Genomic DNA, 18,719 nt, shown 5'->3' with positions numbered 1-18,719 from the left:
GAATTGTGATGGTCAACAAAAAGCCCCGCAACTTTCGTTGCGGGGCTTTGAGCAATGCGACTCTGTGTGAGTAGCGGAGCGCAGCTATTACATCATGCCGCCCATACCACCCATACCGCCCATGCCACCCATATCACCACCCATGCCGCCGCCTGCTTTTTCTTCAGACAATTCAGCAACCAGTGCATCGGTAGTCAGGATCAGACCAGCAACAGATGCTGCATTTTGCAATGCAGAGCGTGTTACTTTAGCTGGGTCCAGAATACCCATTTCGATCATGTCACCATAAGTGTCATTGGCAGCGTTGAAACCATAGTTGCCTTTGCCATTGATGATGGCGTTAACAACAACGCTAGGTTCGCCACCGGCGTTAGCAACGATTTCACGCAAAGGTGCTTCGATTGCTTTCAGAACCAGTTTGATACCTGCTTCTTGATCTGGATTGTCGCCTTTGATTTCGCCAGCAGCTTGACGTGCGCGCAGCAGGGCAACGCCACCGCCGGGAACAACGCCTTCTTCAACGGCAGCGCGAGTTGCGTGCAGAGCATCTTCAACGCGTGCTTTTTTCTCTTTCATTTCAACTTCAGTTGCAGCACCAACCTTGATCACAGCAACGCCGCCTGCCAGTTTGGCAACGCGTTCTTGCAGTTTTTCACGGTCGTAGTCAGAAGTAGCTTCTTCGATTTGCGCGCGGATTTGTTTAACGCGTGCTTCGATACCAACAGCCTGGCCAGCGCCATCGATAACAGTAGTGTTTTCTTTACCGATTTCGATGCGTTTAGCTTGGCCCAGATCAGCCAGAGTTGCTTTTTCCAGTGTCAGGCCAACTTCTTCAGCAATCACTTGACCACCGGTCAGGATAGCGATGTCTTCCAGCATGGCTTTGCGACGGTCACCGAAGCCTGGAGCCTTAACAGCTGCAGTTTTCAGGATGCCACGGATGTTGTTGACAACCAGAGTCGCCAGCGCTTCGCCGTCTACATCTTCAGCGATGATCAGCAGTGGGCGACCGGATTTTGCAACTTGTTCCAATACTGGCAGCAGGTCACGGATGTTCGAGATTTTTTTGTCGAACAACAGGATGAACGGGTTTTCCAGGATAACGGATTGTTTTTCTGGATTGTTGATGAAGTAGGGTGACAGGTAGCCACGGTCAAACTGCATACCTTCAACGATGTCGAGTTCGTTGTCCAGGGATTTGCCGTCTTCAACAGTGATCACGCCTTCTTTGCCGACTTTGTCCATTGCTTTTGCAATGATGTCGCCGATGTTGGCATCGGAGTTAGCAGAGATGGAACCAACTTGAGCGATTTCTTTGTTGGTTGTTGTTGGCTTGGACAGAGTTTTGATTTCAGCAACGATGGCTGTAACCGCTTTGTCGATACCGCGTTTCAGGTCAGTTGGGTTGAAGCCAGCTGCAACATATTTGAAACCTTCGCGAACGATGGCTTGTGCCAGAACGGTCGCTGTAGTTGTGCCGTCACCAGCGTTGTCAGAAGTGCGGGAAGCCACTTCTTTCACCAGTTGTGCACCCATGTTTTCCAGCTTGTCTTTCAGTTCGATTTCTTTAGCAACTGAGACACCGTCTTTAGTTACTGTAGGTGCGCCGAAAGAGCGTTCCAGAACCACGTTACGGCCTTTAGGGCCCAGGGTGACTTTAACTGCATTCGCCAGGATGTTGACGCCATTGACGATCTTCGCACGTGCGTCATCGCCAAAAATTACTTGTTTAGCTGCCATATTAATTCTCCGAATTCTTTAATTGATATCGTGGATGTCGATTACTTCTGTACGACCGCGAAGATATCTTCTTCACGCATCACCAGGACTTCGTTGCCGTCAACCTTGACAGCCTGACCAGAATATTTACCGAACAAAACGCGGTCGCCGACTTTAACGTCCAGGGCGCGCACAGTACCGTTGTCCAGCAATTTGCCAGGACCAACAGCCAGTACTTCACCTTGATCTGGCTTTTCAGCAGCAGCGTCAGGCAGAACGATACCGGATGCGGTTTTTGTTTCTTGATCCAGGCGTTTCACGATCAGGCGATCGTGCAGGGGACGAAGGTTCATACAAGCTCCTTTAAATTTGCGAGTAATTACTATTGGAATTCAATTAAGCTGGGGAAAGACTTGTTAGCACTCTCTCCCAACGAGTGCTAAGTATATGGGCGAGCTCCATGCTTTTCAAGACAGGAAAATAGACTAAATTAAAATTTCCTTAAAAATCATGCATTTATGATGTCAAAACCATGAGATATTGTTGTTCATTGAATAATTTTCTCATTTTTGTTGGTAAAACATACCGGAAATTGCCATATAGGAAATGTGATTTTTTGTGAAGCATTCCCTTTTGTTGCAGTAAATCATCGAAAATACTGCTTATAAATTAAGCGAAATGCTTGTATCCACACTGTCTGTACATTTTGTATACACAGCAGGCAAATCGCTTGAATATTGAAAACCGGTGCTGATGTGAATATGCCGATACGGCAAACCTGCCGTTTGGCTAGCCAGTCAGGCAGACCGGGTGCGGAGGCAGCCATGTGGTGGGTTCGGGTTTGTGCAGCGTTCTGCTGCGTGATTTTTACAGGCTTGCCTGCTGCGGCACTGGCCATGTCGGTCACTTTTCTGAATCCCGGAAAATCAGATGAAGTCTATTGGGTGACTGCCGCCAACAGTATGGCAGCAGCAGCCAGGAGCCTGGATATAAAGCTTGAAGTCTTGTATGCAGAGCGTGATCACTTAAAGCCTCTGGAATTTGCCAGGCAGATTGCGGCTCGCCCGGCTGCAACACGTCCCGATTATGTGGTGTTGACTAATGATTATGGTACGGGGCCAGAAGTATTGCGTATCCTGGATGCCGCCAATATCAAGACTTTCTTTGCCTATAGCGGCATTACCAACCAGAATGAAAAGGAAGTGATTGGCCACCCACGTCAGATTTACAAACACTGGCTGGGCAGTCTGGAACCCAGGGCGGAGGAGGCGGGTTATGTCACAGCGCACAAGCTGATAGAGCGTGGACGTACAGAAAAATGGATGGCAACCGACGGTAAACTGCATTTGCTGGCAATTGCCGGTGACCGGTCTACCACGACATCCTACAAACGCACCGAGGGTATGCGCCGTGCCGTCGCTGAAGCCAAAGATGTGGTCCTGGATCAGGTCGTATATGGCGACTGGAACCGGGTCAAGGCGCAGGAACAGAGTACCTGGCTGTATCAGCGCTATCCGCAGACGCGGCTGATCTGGTCCGGCAATGATTTGATGGCATTTGGCGCGATGGAAAGCTGGCGTGCGCGTGGCGGTAAACCTGGGCAGGATGCCAGTTTCAGCGCCATCAATACTTCATCTGAAGCTTTGACTGCCCTGGAATCGGGATCGTTGACAGCTTTGTCGGGTGGGCATTTTATTGCCGGTGCCTTTAGTCTGGTGATGCTGTACGACTATCGCCACGGCAAGGATTTTATCGATGAAGGACTGGAACTTGAACGTTCCATGTTTATTTTGTTTACTCCTGAAGAAGGTCGTCGCTTTCAGACCTTGTTTGGAGATATGAATTTCTCTCGTGTCGATTTCAAAAAATTCAGCAAGGTTTTAAACCCTGCGGTGAAAAAATATAACTTCAGTTTTCGCCAATTGCTTGAAAAATAAGCGCACATTTAAATGAACATCAGACCTTCACAATCCATCGCCAGCTTGTTGATACATCGTGTCTTCAAGTGGGTGATCTTGTGTGTGGTGGCGATCAGCAGTTTGCAGGCATGGCTGAATTACCGGGCGATGGAAAGCAATTTCAACATGACGGTGAATGGTGTGGTGCATGCTCATTTACCTTTGTTGTCAGTGGCAATCTGGGATATTGAAACGCCCACCATACAAAAACAGATCAAGCTGATACTGAAAAATACCACGATCGCGTACGTGGTGATACGTGCCAATACAGGCCAGGAATTTGTTGGCGGTGATGCCAGTCGTGCGGCAAATGGCGAGCATATTATTTTTGATATTCCGGCACCTAATGACGCTGAAAAGCCAGTTGGCACTGCCGACTTCGTCGTTGACAGAAGCGTGTTGAGAAATGAGCTATGGCGCAGCCTGACTATAGTGGTCTTCGGTGTGCTGGTGTTGTCGATTTTTATTTTTCTGACAGTGGCAGCGATTTTACGCCGTGATCTGGAACTTCCTATGCGGAAACTGGCTGATTTCGTCAAAAACCTGCAAGCCAATAAAATTTCCACCAAGCTGGAATTGGAGCTTGAACCCGGCCATACGTACAACGAAATTGACCTGGTTGTCGATGGTTTTCGCACCATGCAGGCCAGTATAGAAAAGCATATCGCCAATCAGGATGCACTGGTATCAGAGCGTACCAGACAACTGGAAACAGCCATGCAGACGCTGAAACAGTTGTCGGTTACCGATGGCTTGACAGGATGCTATAACCGCCAGCTTTTTAATGAACGTATGCCAGCTGAAATACAAAGGGCTGTGCGTTATGGCCGGGATTTATGTGTGGTGTTTTGCGACATCGATTTTTTCAAGAAGGTGAATGACCAGTACGGCCATGCAGTAGGTGACGGTGTATTGGTGTCATTCGCGCAAAGGCTTAAGAATGAAGTGCGTGCCGAGGTGGATTGGGTAGTGCGTTACGGTGGCGAAGAGTTTGTGATCATATTGCCGGAAACTGGATTCAAGGCAGCTGTCGAAGTTGCCAGGAGAATTCGTGAGCAGACAGAGATGCAGGTGATCACCTTGCCCGATGGTTACAGCCTGCACATCACGGCCAGCTTTGGTGTAGCCGAATTACGTGTGGGGGATACCGTTGAAACCCTGGTTCATCGGGCTGATCAATGGATGTACTTTTCCAAAGAACATGGCCGCAATCAGGTACAGCCTACGGACATTCAACACATTATTCCAGAGACTAATTCAACTGCGTGAAGTTGGTTGTAGCAGTACTGTCCGCGCTTTACCGATCAATAGCTCAGACATGCGCGTCAATCTTGGTGTCTGCACCTTCCAGCTATGCCAATACAGATTAACATCGACAGGATATTCCGGCATCAGCCGGACCAGACTTTCTTGCCCCTGCAATGTACGCAGCAGTATCTCCGGGATGACACCCCATGCCAGCCCCAACACTATGGCACGGTTGTATGGTGTGGTGGCTGGCAAGAAATGGGTGGGACAGGCATTTTCTTGCAAGCCAAAATGTTCCAGCAATATTTGTGACTGCAATTTGTCTTTACGATTGAATGTCAGCACCGGTGCATGGCGCATGGCTTCACGTGTCATTCCTTGTGGAAACCAGCGTTCACAATACGCCTGGCTGGCAACTGGCAAATACCGCATGATACCTAGCGATGTCGCCTGGCAACCGCGCATCGCCTGTGCTTCGGCAGAGATGCAACCGAGCACCATGCCGCTTTCCAGCAAGTCATGAGTATGGTCCTGATCATCGATCAGCACTTCGAGCAGGATGTTTTCTGCTATCAGAAATTCTGACATGGTGGGCAAAAACCAGCTGTCCAGACTATCGGCATTGACGGCAATGGCGATGCTGATGGCGGCACTTTGCTGACCAGCAAATTCAGTTTGCAAATCTTGCTCAAGCTCGGCCACCCGGCGCAAGTGTTGCACCAGCTTTTGCCCTGCATGGGTGGCACGGCAGGGGCGACTACGTACCAGCAGGGTATTCCCCAATTCCATTTCCAGTGCCTTGATGCGTTGTGAAATGGCAGAGCTGGTCAGGTTCAGAGCTTGTGCTGCCTGTTCCAGGCTGCCGTGGTCGATAACGGCGAGGAAGGCTTCGCATTGGCGGCTGTCTAGTCGGGTTTGCATTGTTTTTTATGGCGTTGTTGTGATTTGGGTGAAGATCTCTCAACACAGAGACACAGAGAAAGGAATGATTTTTTGCAAAAAATCATCGTATTCGATGTCAATACGATAATTTTATTCAGGAAGTTTCAAATCAAGTTTTTCATTGAAATTAAGAAATTTTAATGAATTCGTAAATATTTTAAATTTACTTCATTTTAATGCCTTTCTTGCTCAGAATTCCAGCATGGAACAAACATGAGGCGAACAGGAGCGAGAAAATGTTGACTTTTATACTCAAGGGCATGGGCATGAGTGCCGGGCTGATCATGGCAATTGGTTCACAAAATGCACATGTCTTGCGCATGGGGCTGCGTCGCCAGTATGTGGGGCTGACGGTGATGATTTGCATCGCCTGTGAAATATTGCTGATCATGGCGGGCGTGGCGGGCGTAGGGAGCGTGGTCAATAGTCAGCCATTTTTGTTGGCGCTGGCGCGTTGGGGTGGTGCGGCGTTTCTGGCCTGGTATGGCTTGCGTTCTCTGCGTGCCGCATTCAGTCAGCAAAGCCTGGTGGCAGCAACCGGCGACTTAAGTTTGACTGCAGGCAAGGCGGTTCTGGCTGTGCTGGGGGCGACTTTGCTCAATCCTCATACCTATCTTGATACGGTGGTACTGCTGGGGGCCATAGGCGGGCAGCAACCCGGTGATGGCAAATACTGGTTTGCCTTGGGTGCTGTCCTGAACGCCACGATCTGGTTTGCCGCCCTGGGTTTTGGTGCACGCTTGCTGGCACCGTTGTTTGCCCGTCCTGTAGCCTGGCGCGTGCTGGATACCTTTATTGGTGTTGTCATGCTTTTGTTGGCGGCGAATCTGGCCCTGACCTGACAGTGTTTTGCATCAGGTTTTTGCAGGCCATTTGTTGAACTCGCAGATTTGTGATAACTTCTGCGCATGAAATCCACTTGGCGTTATTTGATTGCTTGTATGTTGCTGGTCTTGCTGCCCCTGCAAGGGTTTGCTGTTGCCAGCAGGATGGCTTGCGCCATGGATATGCCTGTCAGCCAGACGATTGCAAGCGAGGCAGACAATGCACATTGCCAGCCTGAAATGCTCAAACAGGCAGATGCCAAATCTGTCCATGATGGCGTAGGCAAAACCACCTCAGCCCATGGTAATTGCAAATCATCTGCACCGTGCTGCATGGGCATCGCCCTGATGCCAGCAGCGCAGAATATAGTTTTTATCCCCTTCCAAAGTGATGCACAATCGCTGCCTGTATCCCTGCCAGCTTCGGTATCTCCAGCCATGCTGGAACGTCCTCCCAGGTTGCGCCTGATCTGAACTGTGCTGACAGGCATGCATCTGCATGCCTGCGTCAGTTTATGCTATTTACGCCATCCCATAGTACCCGTCATTACGGGTGAAACACGTTTCTTGCGAGGACTTCATGTCTCATACTTATTGTCCCTATCGTTATCGCTATCTCATTCCTGTTTTGATCGCGGCCACCCTGCTGTTGGGCGGCTGCGCCAGTTTTGATATCGACCAAAGTACACAACAAATCAACCAGCGCTATCCCGCTTATACCCAGGGGCAGTTGGCGCTGGCCAGTAAGCCGGAGCAGCAAAAAGACAGGCAGGACAAGGCTGCAGCCTTCTTGCGTGAACCACTGTCACAAGACGCTGCCGTGCAAATTGCGTTGCTGAACAGCCCGGCTCTGCAAGCGCTGCTGGCACAACACCAGGCCAATGGAGCGAATGCAGTACAGAGTGCACGTATTGCCAACCCTGTCTTCAATTTCGAACGTAGTCGCCAAGGCGGTGAACTGGAAATTGGCCGCCTGCTTAGTTTCGGCCTGCTAGATCTGCTCAGCCTGCCACAAAGGCAGACTATGGCGCAGCATGGCCTGGCACAGGCACAGACGCAGTTAAGCCTGGACGTGATAGATCGCGTCAGCGAAGTGAGGGGCGCCTGGGTCAAGGCTGTAGCGGCACAGCAGAGTCTGGATTACGCCAAACAGGTAGTCGATGCCGCCGATGCCAGTGCCGAACTGGCTGAGCGCATGCGTAAGGTGGGCAATTTCAGTACCCTGCAGGCAGCGCGTCAACAGGCGTTTCAGGCAGATGCGGTGGCCCAGTTCAGCTTTGCTCGCCATAACAGCCTGGCTACCCGTGAAGAACTGGTGCGCCTGCTGGGTTTGAATGACGCGCAGGAAAAAATGCTCAAATTGCCAGCGCGTTTGCCTGATCTGCCAGCCACACCATTGGCAGCAGAAACCATAGGCCCGCAAGCTACAAAAAATCGCCTCGACATACAACTGGCAAAGCAGGAACTGGATGCCAGCGCAGCTCGTCAAGGCTTGAACCTTGTCAGCAGTTTTACTGACATAGAATTGGGTGTCAGGCGCAATACCATCTTTGATGCAAGCGGGCACAGTGAGATCAAACGCGGTGTCGAAGTCAGTCTCAGCCTGCCAATATTTGACTGGGGAGATGCACAAAGAACAGCCATGAATGCCAATACCCTGACCGCCAGTTATCGCTTGCAAGACACGGTCAATAATGCTGGCTCACATTTGCGCGTCAGTTATTCAGCCTATCGCAGCATGTACGACGTCGCCAGACAATATCGCGATGAAATTTTGCCATTGCGCAAACGCATTTCCGCAGAAAATCAACTGCGCTACAACGGCATGTTCATCAGTGTTTTTGAATTGCTGGCCGATACCCGTGAGCAAATCAATAGTGTGCTGGCTGCCATCAATGCAGAACAACAATTCTGGCTGGCAGATGCCGCCTTGCAGGCAGAACTGCTTGGCCGTCCATCAACAGGAACACTCAACCCCATATCATCATCTGCCCCGGCAGATGCTGGGCATTGATACCCAGACGCGAAGGAAATAAAATGAACTCAAGAAGAGATTTTTTCAAATTCGCCGGTATCGCCGGTGGTGCATTGGCGGCGACAGCCGTCAGCAAGGTGGCACTGGCAGCCTTGCCGGAAGCTGTTACACAAACCAGCCCGGATACCATGCCGCCGCTGCAACCAAAAAATGGCCGCCCATATAATCCAGTGGTGACCCTGAACGGCTGGACCCTGCCATGGCGCATGAATAATGGTGTCAAGGAATTCCATCTGGTGGCCGAACCCGTGGTACGTGAAATGGCACCCGGCATGAAAGCCCATCTGTGGGGTTATAACGGCCAAAGCCCCGGCCCGACGATAGAAGTGGTCGAAGGGGATAGTGTACGCATTTTCGTCACCAACCGTTTGCCAGAACATACCAGCATGCACTGGCATGGCCAACGTCTGCCAAATGGCATGGATGGTGTGTCGGGCCTGACCCAGCCATCAATACAGCCAGGCAAGACTTTTGTGTATGAATTTGTGGCACGTCGCCCTGGAACTTTCATGTATCACCCACATGCTGACGAAATGACGCAGATGGCCATGGGCATGATGGGGTCATGGATTACGCATCCCAAAAATAAACATCCGCAAATCGATGAAGTGGACCGGGATTTTATTTTTCTGTTGAATGCCTATGACGTAGAGCCTGGCGCATCCAGACCAAATATCATGACCATGACGGACTTCAATTTATGGTCCTGGAATAGCCGTATCTTCCCTGGCATAGATACCCTGAATGTACGCAAAAATGACAGGGTCAGGATACGTGTGGGTAACCTGACGATGACAAATCATCCCATCCATATTCACGGTCATGAATTCACGGTGACAGGCACCGATGGTGGCCCCGTGCCAAGGACAGCGCGCTGGCCCGAAGTGACGACGGATATTGCCGTAGGCCAGATGCGCCAGCTTGAATTTATTGCCGATGAAGAAGGTGACTGGGCCTTCCATTGTCACAAGAGCCATCACACCATGAACGCCATGGGGCATACTGTACCGACCATGATAGGTGTCGAGCAAAAGGACGTGGCCGACAAGATCAATAAACTCATCCCATCTTATATGACCATGGGTGACAAGGGCATGGCTGACATGGGCGCGATGGAAATGCCATTGCCGGATAACACGATTCCCATGATGACCGGTGAAGGGCCATTTGGCGGGCTGGAAATGGGCGGCATGTTCAGCGTGGTCAAGGTACGTAAGGATCAGAAACCAGGTGATTATAAAGATCCGGGTTGGTATAAGCAGCCAAAAGGTACGCAAGCTTATGAATATGCCGGGCCAGTTACCGAAGCGCCACGTCAGCCTGCTGATGCACATACTGGCATGTCGCATGGTGGGCACGTGATGCCGGAAGTTGAAGTGCAGGTCAGGAAGCCGCAGGGCCATAGTGGGCATTAGCGGACATTAAGATGTTGTGACGTGAATACAAAGGGCGGAGCCTTCAGCTCCGCCCTTTTTTAACATCAGCTAATAGTAATAGGCACCCTGGCTGTGGCTGCTCTGCCGAAATTGTCAGTCACGGTAATCACCATGGTGTAACTACCTTTGACAGGGCTGGCCCAGCTGGTTGAAATATTCAAGCCGCTCATGACAAAATTCAGCCCCAGCGGCGCGCCGGTAATAGAGATGGAAACCGAAGTGGCACCCGGATCGGTAATGCTGATGCTGCCAGTCAACGCCTTGCCTGCAGAGCCTGTCATGGCAGGCGCGGTGATGCTTAAACCTGACGCTACCACACCGACATTGATGACGGCTTGTCCGCTCAATCCCGTCTTGCTATCTTTGGCGACGACCGTGACTGCGTAGTTGCCAGCAACCGGGCTAGCCCAGGTGATGGTGCCCGCTGTGCTGATGCTCATTCCAGTGGGCGCACCTGTCAGTGTGCAGGTGACCGTATTTGATGCTTTGACGGTGACGGTATAAGACAGGGCCGTGCCAACTGTCCCATTGACCGTTGCTGCGGTCACTACGGGCGCAGGTTGTTGGGCGATGACTATCGTGTAAACACCTTTGCCTGTCAAACCTGTTTTACTGTCCGTCGCATTGACCGTAACGGAATAGGTGCCAATGACAGGTGACGCCCAACTGACTGTACCTGTGGTGCTGATACTCATACCTGACGGTGCACCAGTCAACGTATAGGTTAAAGTGTTGCCAGAGGCGGCAGTTACATTGAACGACAGCGCGGTTGCTGCCACCCCATTGATTGTGGCGGCGGTGACCACAGGTGGAGTCGCAGCAGCAATGACGACTGTGTAGGTGCCTTTACCGCTCAAGCCTGTTTTTGTATCCAGTGCAGTGGCGATGACAGTATAGGTGCCTGCAACTGGTGTTGCCCAGGTCACGATGCCGCTGCTATTGATGCTCATGCCACTCGGGTTCCCGCTCAATGTGTAAGTGAGCGGGTTATCTGCAGTAGCTGAAACAGTGAAACTCAATGCTGTACCGACCTGGCCACTGATGCTTGCTGATGTCACCGTAGGAGCGGTGACAACAACGGTACCAGCTAACGTGGTCAGTAAATTGTTAACGTTTGGCGTGCCAAGACCAGTCAGTTGATCATATCCAGTTTTTGTAGTGCATGTCGTGCACGTGCCATTGCTGCCTTTTGCGATATCCGCGAAAGCACTGGCGTAGCTGCCAGGTGTGGTCGCTATTTTGTTATACAGCACAGAATGAGGTGCACCAAGCACGGGTTTTCCCGCTTGTACGAGTGTCGCATTGGCAACGGCGACGATACCAGCCCATTGCGGTGTGGCCAGACTGGTACCACCTGCACTGACCCAGCTTACTGTGCTACTGCCGGGTGTCATGACGGCCACGTATTGACCAGTATTCGGATCTGCGTTCATGGAAACATCCGCCACACTCCTATGGCCGGGTGTTCCCATTCCTGGTACGGCATTGGTCTGGTAGCCTGGTGTTGCTGTATAAACGCTGACACCGCCACCGGTACTGGACCAGGCAACTTCTGTCCTTGTGCTGCCAGAGTAGGTAAGACTGGTGCCGCCTACTGCCAGTACGTTTGGTGAAACAGCTGGCCATTCTACGGCAGGGCCACTGTCACCGGTTGCCGCAAGATAAGTCATTTTCGCAGTGGCGAACGTGCTTTCAACACCAGCCGTCCAGCTGCCTTCGCTGGAACCAAAGCTCATTGACACTACTCCGGGGCCCATCGCATTTGCCAGCTTGATCCCCCCTAACAAATTATTCATGGATGAGTCAGTAGCTTCAATCAAGATGATGCGGGCCAACGGTGCCGTTGCATGTGCCCATTGCACGTCAAGCGCTATTTCCGTTGCCCAGCCAGAATCAAATGCCGGTGCAGTACTGGTCATGCCGCCATTCGTGGTGTTGTACACCACTGAAAATTCACAACTGCTGGCAGATGCTGCTGCCAAGGGCAAAGACGTAGTGGCAGCTATGGTTTTTACCGTACATGCGGGCAGGCCAAATTTTTGATTGAATGCTGTAAGCTCAGCCACAATATTTGGATCATGATTTGCATTGATAATATAGATCGTCTGTCCAGCACCTAGTTGCACTGCCTGACTCGTGGTCAAGCTGCTGGTGCTGGCTGGAAGTGCTGGCAAACCGTAGGCTGCCCTGATCTGTGCAGGTGTATAGGTGGATACTACGGTGGTACCCGCCATAGGTTGTGCATTACCAGCAACAGGAGGAGGTGCTAATTCTGGACGTGGCAGTGCGCGTATCGCACCAACGGTCAGGCCACGGCCACGCACACCTTGCCATTCGCGCGGTATGGCCTGCATGGCAGCAGGCGTGTGTGCAGATCTGCTGCCATCCATGGTATCAATATCGGCAGGCGCATCAAGTAATACAGGTGCCAAATGAAATGTAGGCGTGGTGGTTTGTGAAGCTATGTCGGGCGGCAGTACTGGTAACGCCACATCCAGAGTGGTCGTGCCTGTTGCTACCGGTGCTGGGGCGATGCTGGAACTGGCGCTTTGAGTACCGTCGCCGCCACAGGCGGTGAGCACGCTGGCGGCGATAACCAAATTCAGCCACGAGCGCAGCTTGAATTTGGTGAGAAGCTTGTTCTTGGTGGTTATCACGTGTGCACTCCGATATCAGCAGAGGGCTGTGATTCGACAGTGAATACGATGCGTCAGCGAGAAAAGCTTTAGCAATGACATCACCAGCAACCCCGCTACCATGGCGCATTTGCGCTGTAGGCCGGTGGCTTTGCGTCCTCGTCTTTCAACGAGTTTGCCCTCAATTTTGGGAAACAAAAAATAAAACAACAGTTTCAGGATATGAGAGTTTCTATCCAGGATAAAGCAGAAAAATGTCAATAATTGTTGAAATCATGTAGCTAAAACAAGTTTATATTTCTCTTTAACAACAAAAGCATGAGAACGCCTGGTTGATTGATTTTGAATGGATGAAAAAGTATTAATTTGTAAAATCAGTACATGTGTCGTTCTCACTATGGCAGCATGTGCCGGGCTGATTTGGGACGACGTTTTGTAAGCTCTGTTTATTTGAAAATGAAAAAATTACATATGAAACTTTCTTCGAAATTAAAAGCACAACAGTGGGCGAAAGAGCACGCTGTTAAATGAATTCCTGCAGCAGATGTGTGGATATTGTCACCAGAATTTATGTTGGCTAACGTACAGACTTAATGTGCCTCTGAGTACATATTAACCGTAGCGGTCAACTGAAAAGCTTCACAAACGTTGTAGTGGTGTAAGCGCTGCGAATGGTTGCAGTTGCTTAATGTAATGAAAATGGAGCGATCAATGAAACATATAACATACAAAAAAATCTTGCTTGCGGCCGCTAGCTGCGCCGCATTGCTCATGACGGTGCAGACTCAAGCGCAGAACGTTGGCGTGTCCGTTCAATTTGGGCAGCCTGGTTTTTACGGTCACGTGGATATTGGTAATTTTCCTCAGCCACAAGTTATTTATCGTGAGCCTCGTATCGTACAGCGCGTCACGGTTGAGCAGCCTCCTCTTTATTTGGTAGTGCCACCTGGCCACAGGAACAAATGGGAGAAAAATTGCTATCGCTATAATGCTTGCGACCGCCCGGTGTATTTTGTGCAGGAGAGTTGGTACAACACTCAGGTAGTGCCTCGCTATCGTGATGGTTATTACCGTGAACATGATGAAAGACGCGGTGACTATCGGCGCGGAGAAGAAAGACGTGATGAAAGACGCGATGATGACAGACGTGGCGATGATCATGGCCACGGACGCGGCAATGAACATGGTCGTGGACATGACAGGGATTAATCGTTGTTTGGTATGAAAATTCAAGGGCTGCGTTGCAGCCCTTGTTTATTATTGATGGCGATTGATGGTAGCGTAAGTCTTGATTAGGCAGTTTTAATACTGGTCAGTTTTTCTTTCCAAGCCTGAATCGCTACTTGCCAGAAAAAGGGAATATCCTCAACAGCCGATGTCAATTTCAAACCCAGAAATTGCGCTGCCGGTAAGAGGGCCTCGTATAAAACATCATTGTCACCACGGTCAAAAGCCAGCGCTCCTGTTTGCTTCGACAGTTTTTCACCAAGTGCATTGGTGACCACAGGCACGTGCAGATAAGATGGTGTGGGCAAACCCAGCAGGCGCTGCAAATAAATCTGCCTTGCGGTGGAATCGATGAGGTCGGCACCGCGTACCACGTGGGTGATATGCTGCTCTGCATCGTCGACAACGACGGCCAGTTGATATGCCCAGAAACCGTCAGCGCGTTTCAGGACAAAATCGCCAACTTCGCGGCCCAAGTCTTGCGTCTGTATTCCGCACAGGCGGTCCTCGAATGTGATGATTTCGTCCGGCACGCGCAGGCGCCAGGCCCTGGCAGTTTTTCCGGGTGCCAGGCCATGACGACAGGTGCCAGGATAAATCTGGCTGGCAGTTTCGCCCTGCCGCAGGCGCGAGTCCGCAATTTCCTTGCGGGAGCAGGCGCAAGGGTAAACATAGTCACCGAGTTTTTGCAAGGCAGCTTCATACAGTGGTTGACGCTGGCTTTGCCAGCGTATTTCACCATTCCATTCCATGCCGCAGCGCTGTAGTGATGTGATGATTTGCTGATCGGCCCCTTTGACGTTGCGGTCAAAATCCAGATCTTCCACACGCAACAGCCATTGCCCATCATTGGCTTTGGCATCCAGATAACTGGCCATGGCGGCAACCAGGGACCCCATGTGCAGCGGGCCGGTTGGTGATGGGGCGAATCGTCCTACGTACATTTGTTTTGCTTGCATGACTATTCTTTAATTACCTATCAGCATGCGTTGCGCGACAGGGTCTTGCAACTTTTGTAAAAACCACAGCAAAGCCTTGCCTTTGTTGGTGCTGCGCCAGACCAGGCGATTATCACCAGACGGACGTTTGCCTTCTGTCTGCTTTTCAATCAGGCTACCGTCACGCAAATGCGGCAGGGCCAGCCTGCGTGGCAGATGACCGCAACCCAAGCCTGCCAGCTGTGCTGCCAGTTTGGCCTGCATATGCGGTACGGTAAGGGTATCTTGCCCGCTTAACAGGCCGGACGTCATTGACGGCAAGGTCAGGCCGGTATCACCGACGGCAATTGCCCTGTGTGCCTGCAGGATATCTGGCGTAAGTGGTTCTGCTGCATGGGCCAGCGGATGTTGCGGCGAGACTGCAAATACCCATTCTATACTGCCAAGTGCCCGGGTTTGAAATTCGGCCTGCATGCGTATGGCGTCAGGGCCGTCATAGGCGGCGCCTATGGCCAGGTCAGCCCGGCCAGACACCATGGTTTCCCATACGCCCGACAAAATTTCTTGGGTAATGCGCAGCCGGGTACCGCAAGCTTGTTGTTCAAATTCCTTGATGAGAGGAATCAGATCATCAAATTGTATGATGCCATCAATGACGATGCGCAGCTCAGCCTCCCAGCCGCTGGCAGCACGTTTTACCCGATTTTCCAGTTCTTGCGCACTGTTCAGCAGGTGACGCCCCTGCAGCAGTAATTCTTCACCTGCCAGTGTCAACTTGGCACGGTGTCCGCGCCTGTCATACAGCAGGACATCCAGATCCTCTTCCAGTTTTCGTATGCTGTAGGTGATGGCTGACGGCACCTTGTCCAGTGCAGCGGCAGCCGCCGCAAAGCTGCCTTTGCGGTCTATCGCATCAAGGATTTGCAGTGCTTCCAGAGTCAGGTTCACGATTGTTCAATAAATTTGAATGAGATGTCGAAAATTTTACCCTTATCTGATTGTTTTTGCTCGTATATAGTACGTTCATCGCCTGAAAACATTCATCAGGAATTTTGAAAGGACTAATATGATTACGCTTAGATCGTCACAAGAACGCGGCTACGCCGAGCACGGCTGGCTCAAATCGCATCACAGTTTTTCATTTGCTGAATATTATGACCCACAGCATATGGGTTTTGGCCCACTGCGTGTCATCAATGATGACTGGATTGCGCCGGCCATGGGTTTTGGTACTCATCCGCACCAGAACATGGAAATCATCACTTATGTGCTGGAAGGTGCGATTGCGCACAAAGACAGTATGGGCAATGGCAGTACGATACGTCCGGGCAATGTGCAGTACATGAGCGCAGGTACCGGCGTACGTCATTCTGAATTTAACCCGGCCAACACTGAACATACGCGTCTACTGCAAATCTGGATACAGCCAGACCAATTGGGCGGTCAGCCACTGTACGGTGAAAAAGAATTCAGCCGTGAAGAAAAACAGGGCCGCTTACGTCTGGTGGTGTCAGGTGATGGTGCCGATGGCTCCATCAAGATACGCCAGAATGCACGTCTGCAGATAGGTTTGTTCGATGCAGAGCAAAGGCAGGAAGTTGCACTGGCAGCAGACCGTCTGACCTATGTGCATGTGGCACGCGGTGAGTTGACTGTCAACGGTTTGAGCCTGAAGGAAGGCGATGCCGTAAAAATCCAGAATGAAGAAAAACTCATCCTGGAGCAAGGCAAGCAGGCAGAAGTACTGGTATTTGATTTACCACATTGATTGACAAGCGGATTCGGGTGCTACTCCAGCAGTGGTGCCTGAATTTGCTGATTTTCTTCCAATTATCTTTTAACAAAAGGAGCAAGAACATGACTAAAGTCGCTATTGTTTATCATTCAGGTTACGGCCATACCACCAAGGCAGCCGAAGCCGTACACGCGGGTGCCGCAGCAGCAGGTGCGGATGTGGAACTGATCAAGATTGATGCAGAAGGCAATATCACTGATGCACAATGGGCCAGTCTGGCGGCAGCGAATGCCATTGTTTTTGGCTCGCCTACCTACATGGGTAGCGTATCCTGGCAGTTCAAGAAATTTGCGGATGCTTCTTCCAAGCCATGGTATAGCCAGGTCTGGAAAGACAAGATCGCTGCAGGCTTCACCAATTCTGCATCGATGAACGGCGATAAATTGTCGACCCTGCATTACCTGTTCACGCTGTCACAACAACATTCCATGATCTGGGTTGGCACCGGCCTGATGCCAGCCAACAGCAAGGCTGCGCAACGCAATGACACTAATTACCTCGCCAGCTTCAGCGGTTTGATGACACAATCCCCATCTGATTCAACGCCGGAAGAAGGCCCATTGCCAGGTGACCTGGAAACCGCAAAATTGTTTGGCAAACGTATTGTGGAAGTGGCCACGAAGTTTAAGTAAGCTGAAGCTGAAATGAAGTAAAAAATCCGCCAAATCACAGGTTTGGCGGATTTTTTCTATCAGACTTGCGCCGATTTATTTGCATTCGCCTTCAGCTACCATGTGCACCAGTTCCCAGCCATGTCCATCGATATCATGGAAGCCATGTCCATACATGAAACCATGGTCCACTGGTTCTTTAGGTACGGTGGCACCAGCAGCCTTTGCCTTGGCGACCAGGCTATCGACCTGTTCGCGGCTGTCGCAAGACAGGCAGTTCAACACTTCAGTGCGTTCACGCGCATCGCTGATGGGTTTGTTGGTAAAGCCGGCAAAAAATTCTTCGACCAGCAACATGACGAACAGGTTTTCTCCCAGTATCATGCAGGCGCCCTGGTCATTCGTGAATTTGGGCTCAAAGCTATAACCGAGGCTGCTCCAGAATTCTTTGGAACGGGGCAGGTCTTTGACAGACAGATTTACAAAGATTTGCTTATGCATTTTGTCTTCCTTTTATTTGTTGTAGTGTTCTAGTGATCTATAGGTACGGGCAGTGAGTTGAGCTGCTTTATTTGCACTCAGTTTCAGTTGCTCATGCACAGCAATTCCAACCATGGCCGTCAAGATCATAGAAACCCTGTGCATACATGAAGCCATGGTCTTCTGCTTCGTCAGGCACTGTGGCACCGGCAGCCCTGGCTTTTGCGATCAGGGTATCGACATGTTCGCGGCTGTCACAAGAGAGTGCATGCAAAACTTCTACCCGTTCATGCGCATCGCAAACGGGTTTGTGGGCAAAGCTGGCAAAGAGTTCTTCCACCAGCAGCATGACCAGGATGCCTTCACCTAAGATGACGCAGGCGGCGTTGTCACTGGTGAATTTGGGGTCAAAGCTGTAACCCAGGCTGCTCCAGAATTCCCTGGAGCGCGACAGGTCTTTGACAGGCAGGTTGACAAAGATTTGCTTGTGCATTTTATCTCCTTAACTTGTTATTGCCGCTGGCAAGTCCAGCGCACGCACTGGGCGCACTTCTATACTGCCATGTTGGGCTGGCGGGATTTTCGCAGCCAGTTGTATGGCCTCGTTGAGATCCCTCGCATCGATGAGGTAAAAGCCAGCCAGCATTTCCTTGGTCTCGGCAAACGGGCCATCAGTGACGGACAATTGCCCGTTCCTGACCCTGACCGTGGTTGCGGTATGGACCGGGTGCAGGGGTTCGGCGGCCAGCATGTGGCCACTGTCCATCAAACCTTGCGCATACGCGCCACATTTTTCGTCGGGGCAGGCGTTCCAGTGCTCATTGTCGAGATACACCAGGCATAGGTATTTCATAGCGTCTCCAGCAAGGA

Annotated in this window: 18 protein-coding genes and 1 riboswitch; of the genes, 9 read left to right on the top strand and 9 right to left on the bottom strand. The window is 51.0% G+C overall.

The genetic code is table 11. The annotated features are described in order from the left end of the window. Positions 1–87: 87 nt before the first annotated feature. Together groL and groES are read right to left on the bottom strand one after the other, a co-directional pair. On the bottom strand, positions 88–1,740 hold the full coding sequence (gene groL, locus AC1RVX_RS09550; protein ID WP_493216351.1) for a chaperonin GroEL: 1,653 nt from the start codon (positions 1,738–1,740) through the stop codon (positions 88–90). Positions 1,741–1,781: 41 nt separating this feature from the next. Next, complete coding sequence (groES, locus tag AC1RVX_RS09545; protein ID WP_110257032.1) at positions 1,782–2,072, bottom strand: co-chaperone GroES; 291 nt, start codon at positions 2,070–2,072, stop codon at positions 1,782–1,784. A gap of 471 nt (positions 2,073–2,543) precedes the next feature. Between groES and AC1RVX_RS09540 the strand changes: the two genes are divergently transcribed. Both AC1RVX_RS09540 and AC1RVX_RS09535 read left to right on the top strand, forming a co-directional pair. Continuing rightward, entirely contained in the window at positions 2,544–3,656 is a 1,113-nt protein-coding gene (locus AC1RVX_RS09540) for an ABC transporter substrate-binding protein (protein WP_493216350.1), read from the top strand. A gap of 12 nt (positions 3,657–3,668) precedes the next feature. Continuing rightward, positions 3,669–4,946 (top strand): GGDEF domain-containing protein, encoded by a 1,278-nt coding sequence (locus AC1RVX_RS09535; protein WP_493216349.1) that lies wholly within the window; start codon positions 3,669–3,671, stop codon positions 4,944–4,946. Here AC1RVX_RS09535 and AC1RVX_RS09530 read toward each other — a convergent pair. Then, positions 4,935–5,846, bottom strand: coding sequence for a LysR family transcriptional regulator ArgP (locus AC1RVX_RS09530; RefSeq protein ID WP_493216348.1), 912 nt, complete (start codon positions 5,844–5,846; stop codon positions 4,935–4,937). The two genes, AC1RVX_RS09535 and AC1RVX_RS09530, sit on opposite strands and share 12 nt — an antisense overlap. A 257-nt stretch (positions 5,847–6,103) precedes the next feature. Here AC1RVX_RS09530 and AC1RVX_RS09525 point away from each other — a divergent pair, with 257 nt between their 5' ends. The 4 genes from AC1RVX_RS09525 (at position 6,104) to AC1RVX_RS09510 (ending at position 10,141) form a co-directional block, all read left to right on the top strand. Beyond that, complete coding sequence (locus AC1RVX_RS09525; RefSeq protein WP_493216347.1) at positions 6,104–6,709, top strand: LysE/ArgO family amino acid transporter; 606 nt, start codon at positions 6,104–6,106, stop codon at positions 6,707–6,709. Positions 6,710–6,775: 66 nt separating this feature from the next. Continuing rightward, positions 6,776–7,165, top strand: a complete 390-nt coding sequence (locus tag AC1RVX_RS09520) for a hypothetical protein (RefSeq protein ID WP_493216346.1) — start codon at positions 6,776–6,778, stop codon at positions 7,163–7,165. A gap of 106 nt (positions 7,166–7,271) precedes the next feature. Further along, entirely contained in the window at positions 7,272–8,705 is a 1,434-nt protein-coding gene (locus tag AC1RVX_RS09515) for a TolC family protein (protein ID WP_493216345.1), read from the top strand. 23 nt (positions 8,706–8,728) lie between these two features. After that, a complete protein-coding gene (locus AC1RVX_RS09510; protein WP_493216344.1) occupies positions 8,729–10,141 on the top strand; it encodes a multicopper oxidase family protein in 1,413 nt (470 codons plus the stop codon). Positions 10,142–10,206: 65 nt separating this feature from the next. Here the strand turns inward: AC1RVX_RS09510 and AC1RVX_RS09505 are convergent, their stop codons facing one another. Then, complete coding sequence (locus tag AC1RVX_RS09505; RefSeq protein WP_493216343.1) at positions 10,207–12,819, bottom strand: putative Ig domain-containing protein; 2,613 nt, start codon at positions 12,817–12,819, stop codon at positions 10,207–10,209. Positions 12,820–12,901: 82 nt separating this feature from the next. After that, positions 12,902–12,988: riboswitch (cyclic di-GMP riboswitch) on the bottom strand. Positions 12,989–13,509: 521 nt separating this feature from the next. On the opposite strand from AC1RVX_RS09505, the gene AC1RVX_RS09500 reads away from it, so the two are divergent. After that, positions 13,510–14,007 carry a hypothetical protein gene (locus tag AC1RVX_RS09500; RefSeq protein ID WP_493216342.1) on the top strand — a complete coding sequence of 166 codons (498 nt, stop codon included), beginning with the start codon at positions 13,510–13,512 and terminating at the stop codon, positions 14,005–14,007. 83 nt (positions 14,008–14,090) lie between these two features. Here AC1RVX_RS09500 and gluQRS read toward each other — a convergent pair whose 3' ends face one another. Together gluQRS and AC1RVX_RS09490 are read right to left on the bottom strand one after the other, a co-directional pair. Then, positions 14,091–14,984, bottom strand: a complete 894-nt coding sequence (gluQRS, locus tag AC1RVX_RS09495) for a tRNA glutamyl-Q(34) synthetase GluQRS (RefSeq protein ID WP_493216341.1) — start codon at positions 14,982–14,984, stop codon at positions 14,091–14,093. A gap of 9 nt (positions 14,985–14,993) precedes the next feature. Then, positions 14,994–15,911, bottom strand: coding sequence for a LysR family transcriptional regulator (locus AC1RVX_RS09490; protein ID WP_493216340.1), 918 nt, complete (start codon positions 15,909–15,911; stop codon positions 14,994–14,996). A gap of 118 nt (positions 15,912–16,029) precedes the next feature. Here AC1RVX_RS09490 and AC1RVX_RS09485 point away from each other — a divergent pair, with 118 nt between their 5' ends. Then, on the top strand, positions 16,030–16,731 hold the full coding sequence (locus tag AC1RVX_RS09485; protein ID WP_493216339.1) for a pirin family protein: 702 nt from the start codon (positions 16,030–16,032) through the stop codon (positions 16,729–16,731). A gap of 89 nt (positions 16,732–16,820) precedes the next feature. Then, on the top strand, positions 16,821–17,390 hold the full coding sequence (locus AC1RVX_RS09480) for a flavodoxin family protein (RefSeq protein WP_493216338.1): 570 nt from the start codon (positions 16,821–16,823) through the stop codon (positions 17,388–17,390). 75 nt (positions 17,391–17,465) lie between these two features. Here AC1RVX_RS09480 and AC1RVX_RS09475 read toward each other — a convergent pair whose 3' ends face one another. The 3 genes from AC1RVX_RS09475 to AC1RVX_RS09465 form a co-directional block, all read right to left on the bottom strand. Beyond that, entirely contained in the window at positions 17,466–17,870 is a 405-nt protein-coding gene (locus AC1RVX_RS09475) for a VOC family protein (RefSeq protein WP_493216337.1), read from the bottom strand. A 91-nt stretch (positions 17,871–17,961) separates the two neighbouring features. Continuing rightward, entirely contained in the window at positions 17,962–18,342 is a 381-nt protein-coding gene (locus AC1RVX_RS09470; protein ID WP_493216336.1) for a VOC family protein, read from the bottom strand. Between the two features lie 9 nt (positions 18,343–18,351). Continuing rightward, on the bottom strand, positions 18,352–18,702 hold the full coding sequence (locus AC1RVX_RS09465; protein WP_493216335.1) for a YciI family protein: 351 nt from the start codon (positions 18,700–18,702) through the stop codon (positions 18,352–18,354). Positions 18,703–18,719 lie beyond the last annotated feature (17 nt).

Source organism: Undibacterium sp. GW821-FHT11B02 (assembly GCF_058808955.1).
This window is presented reverse-complemented; position numbering and strand designations above follow the sequence as displayed.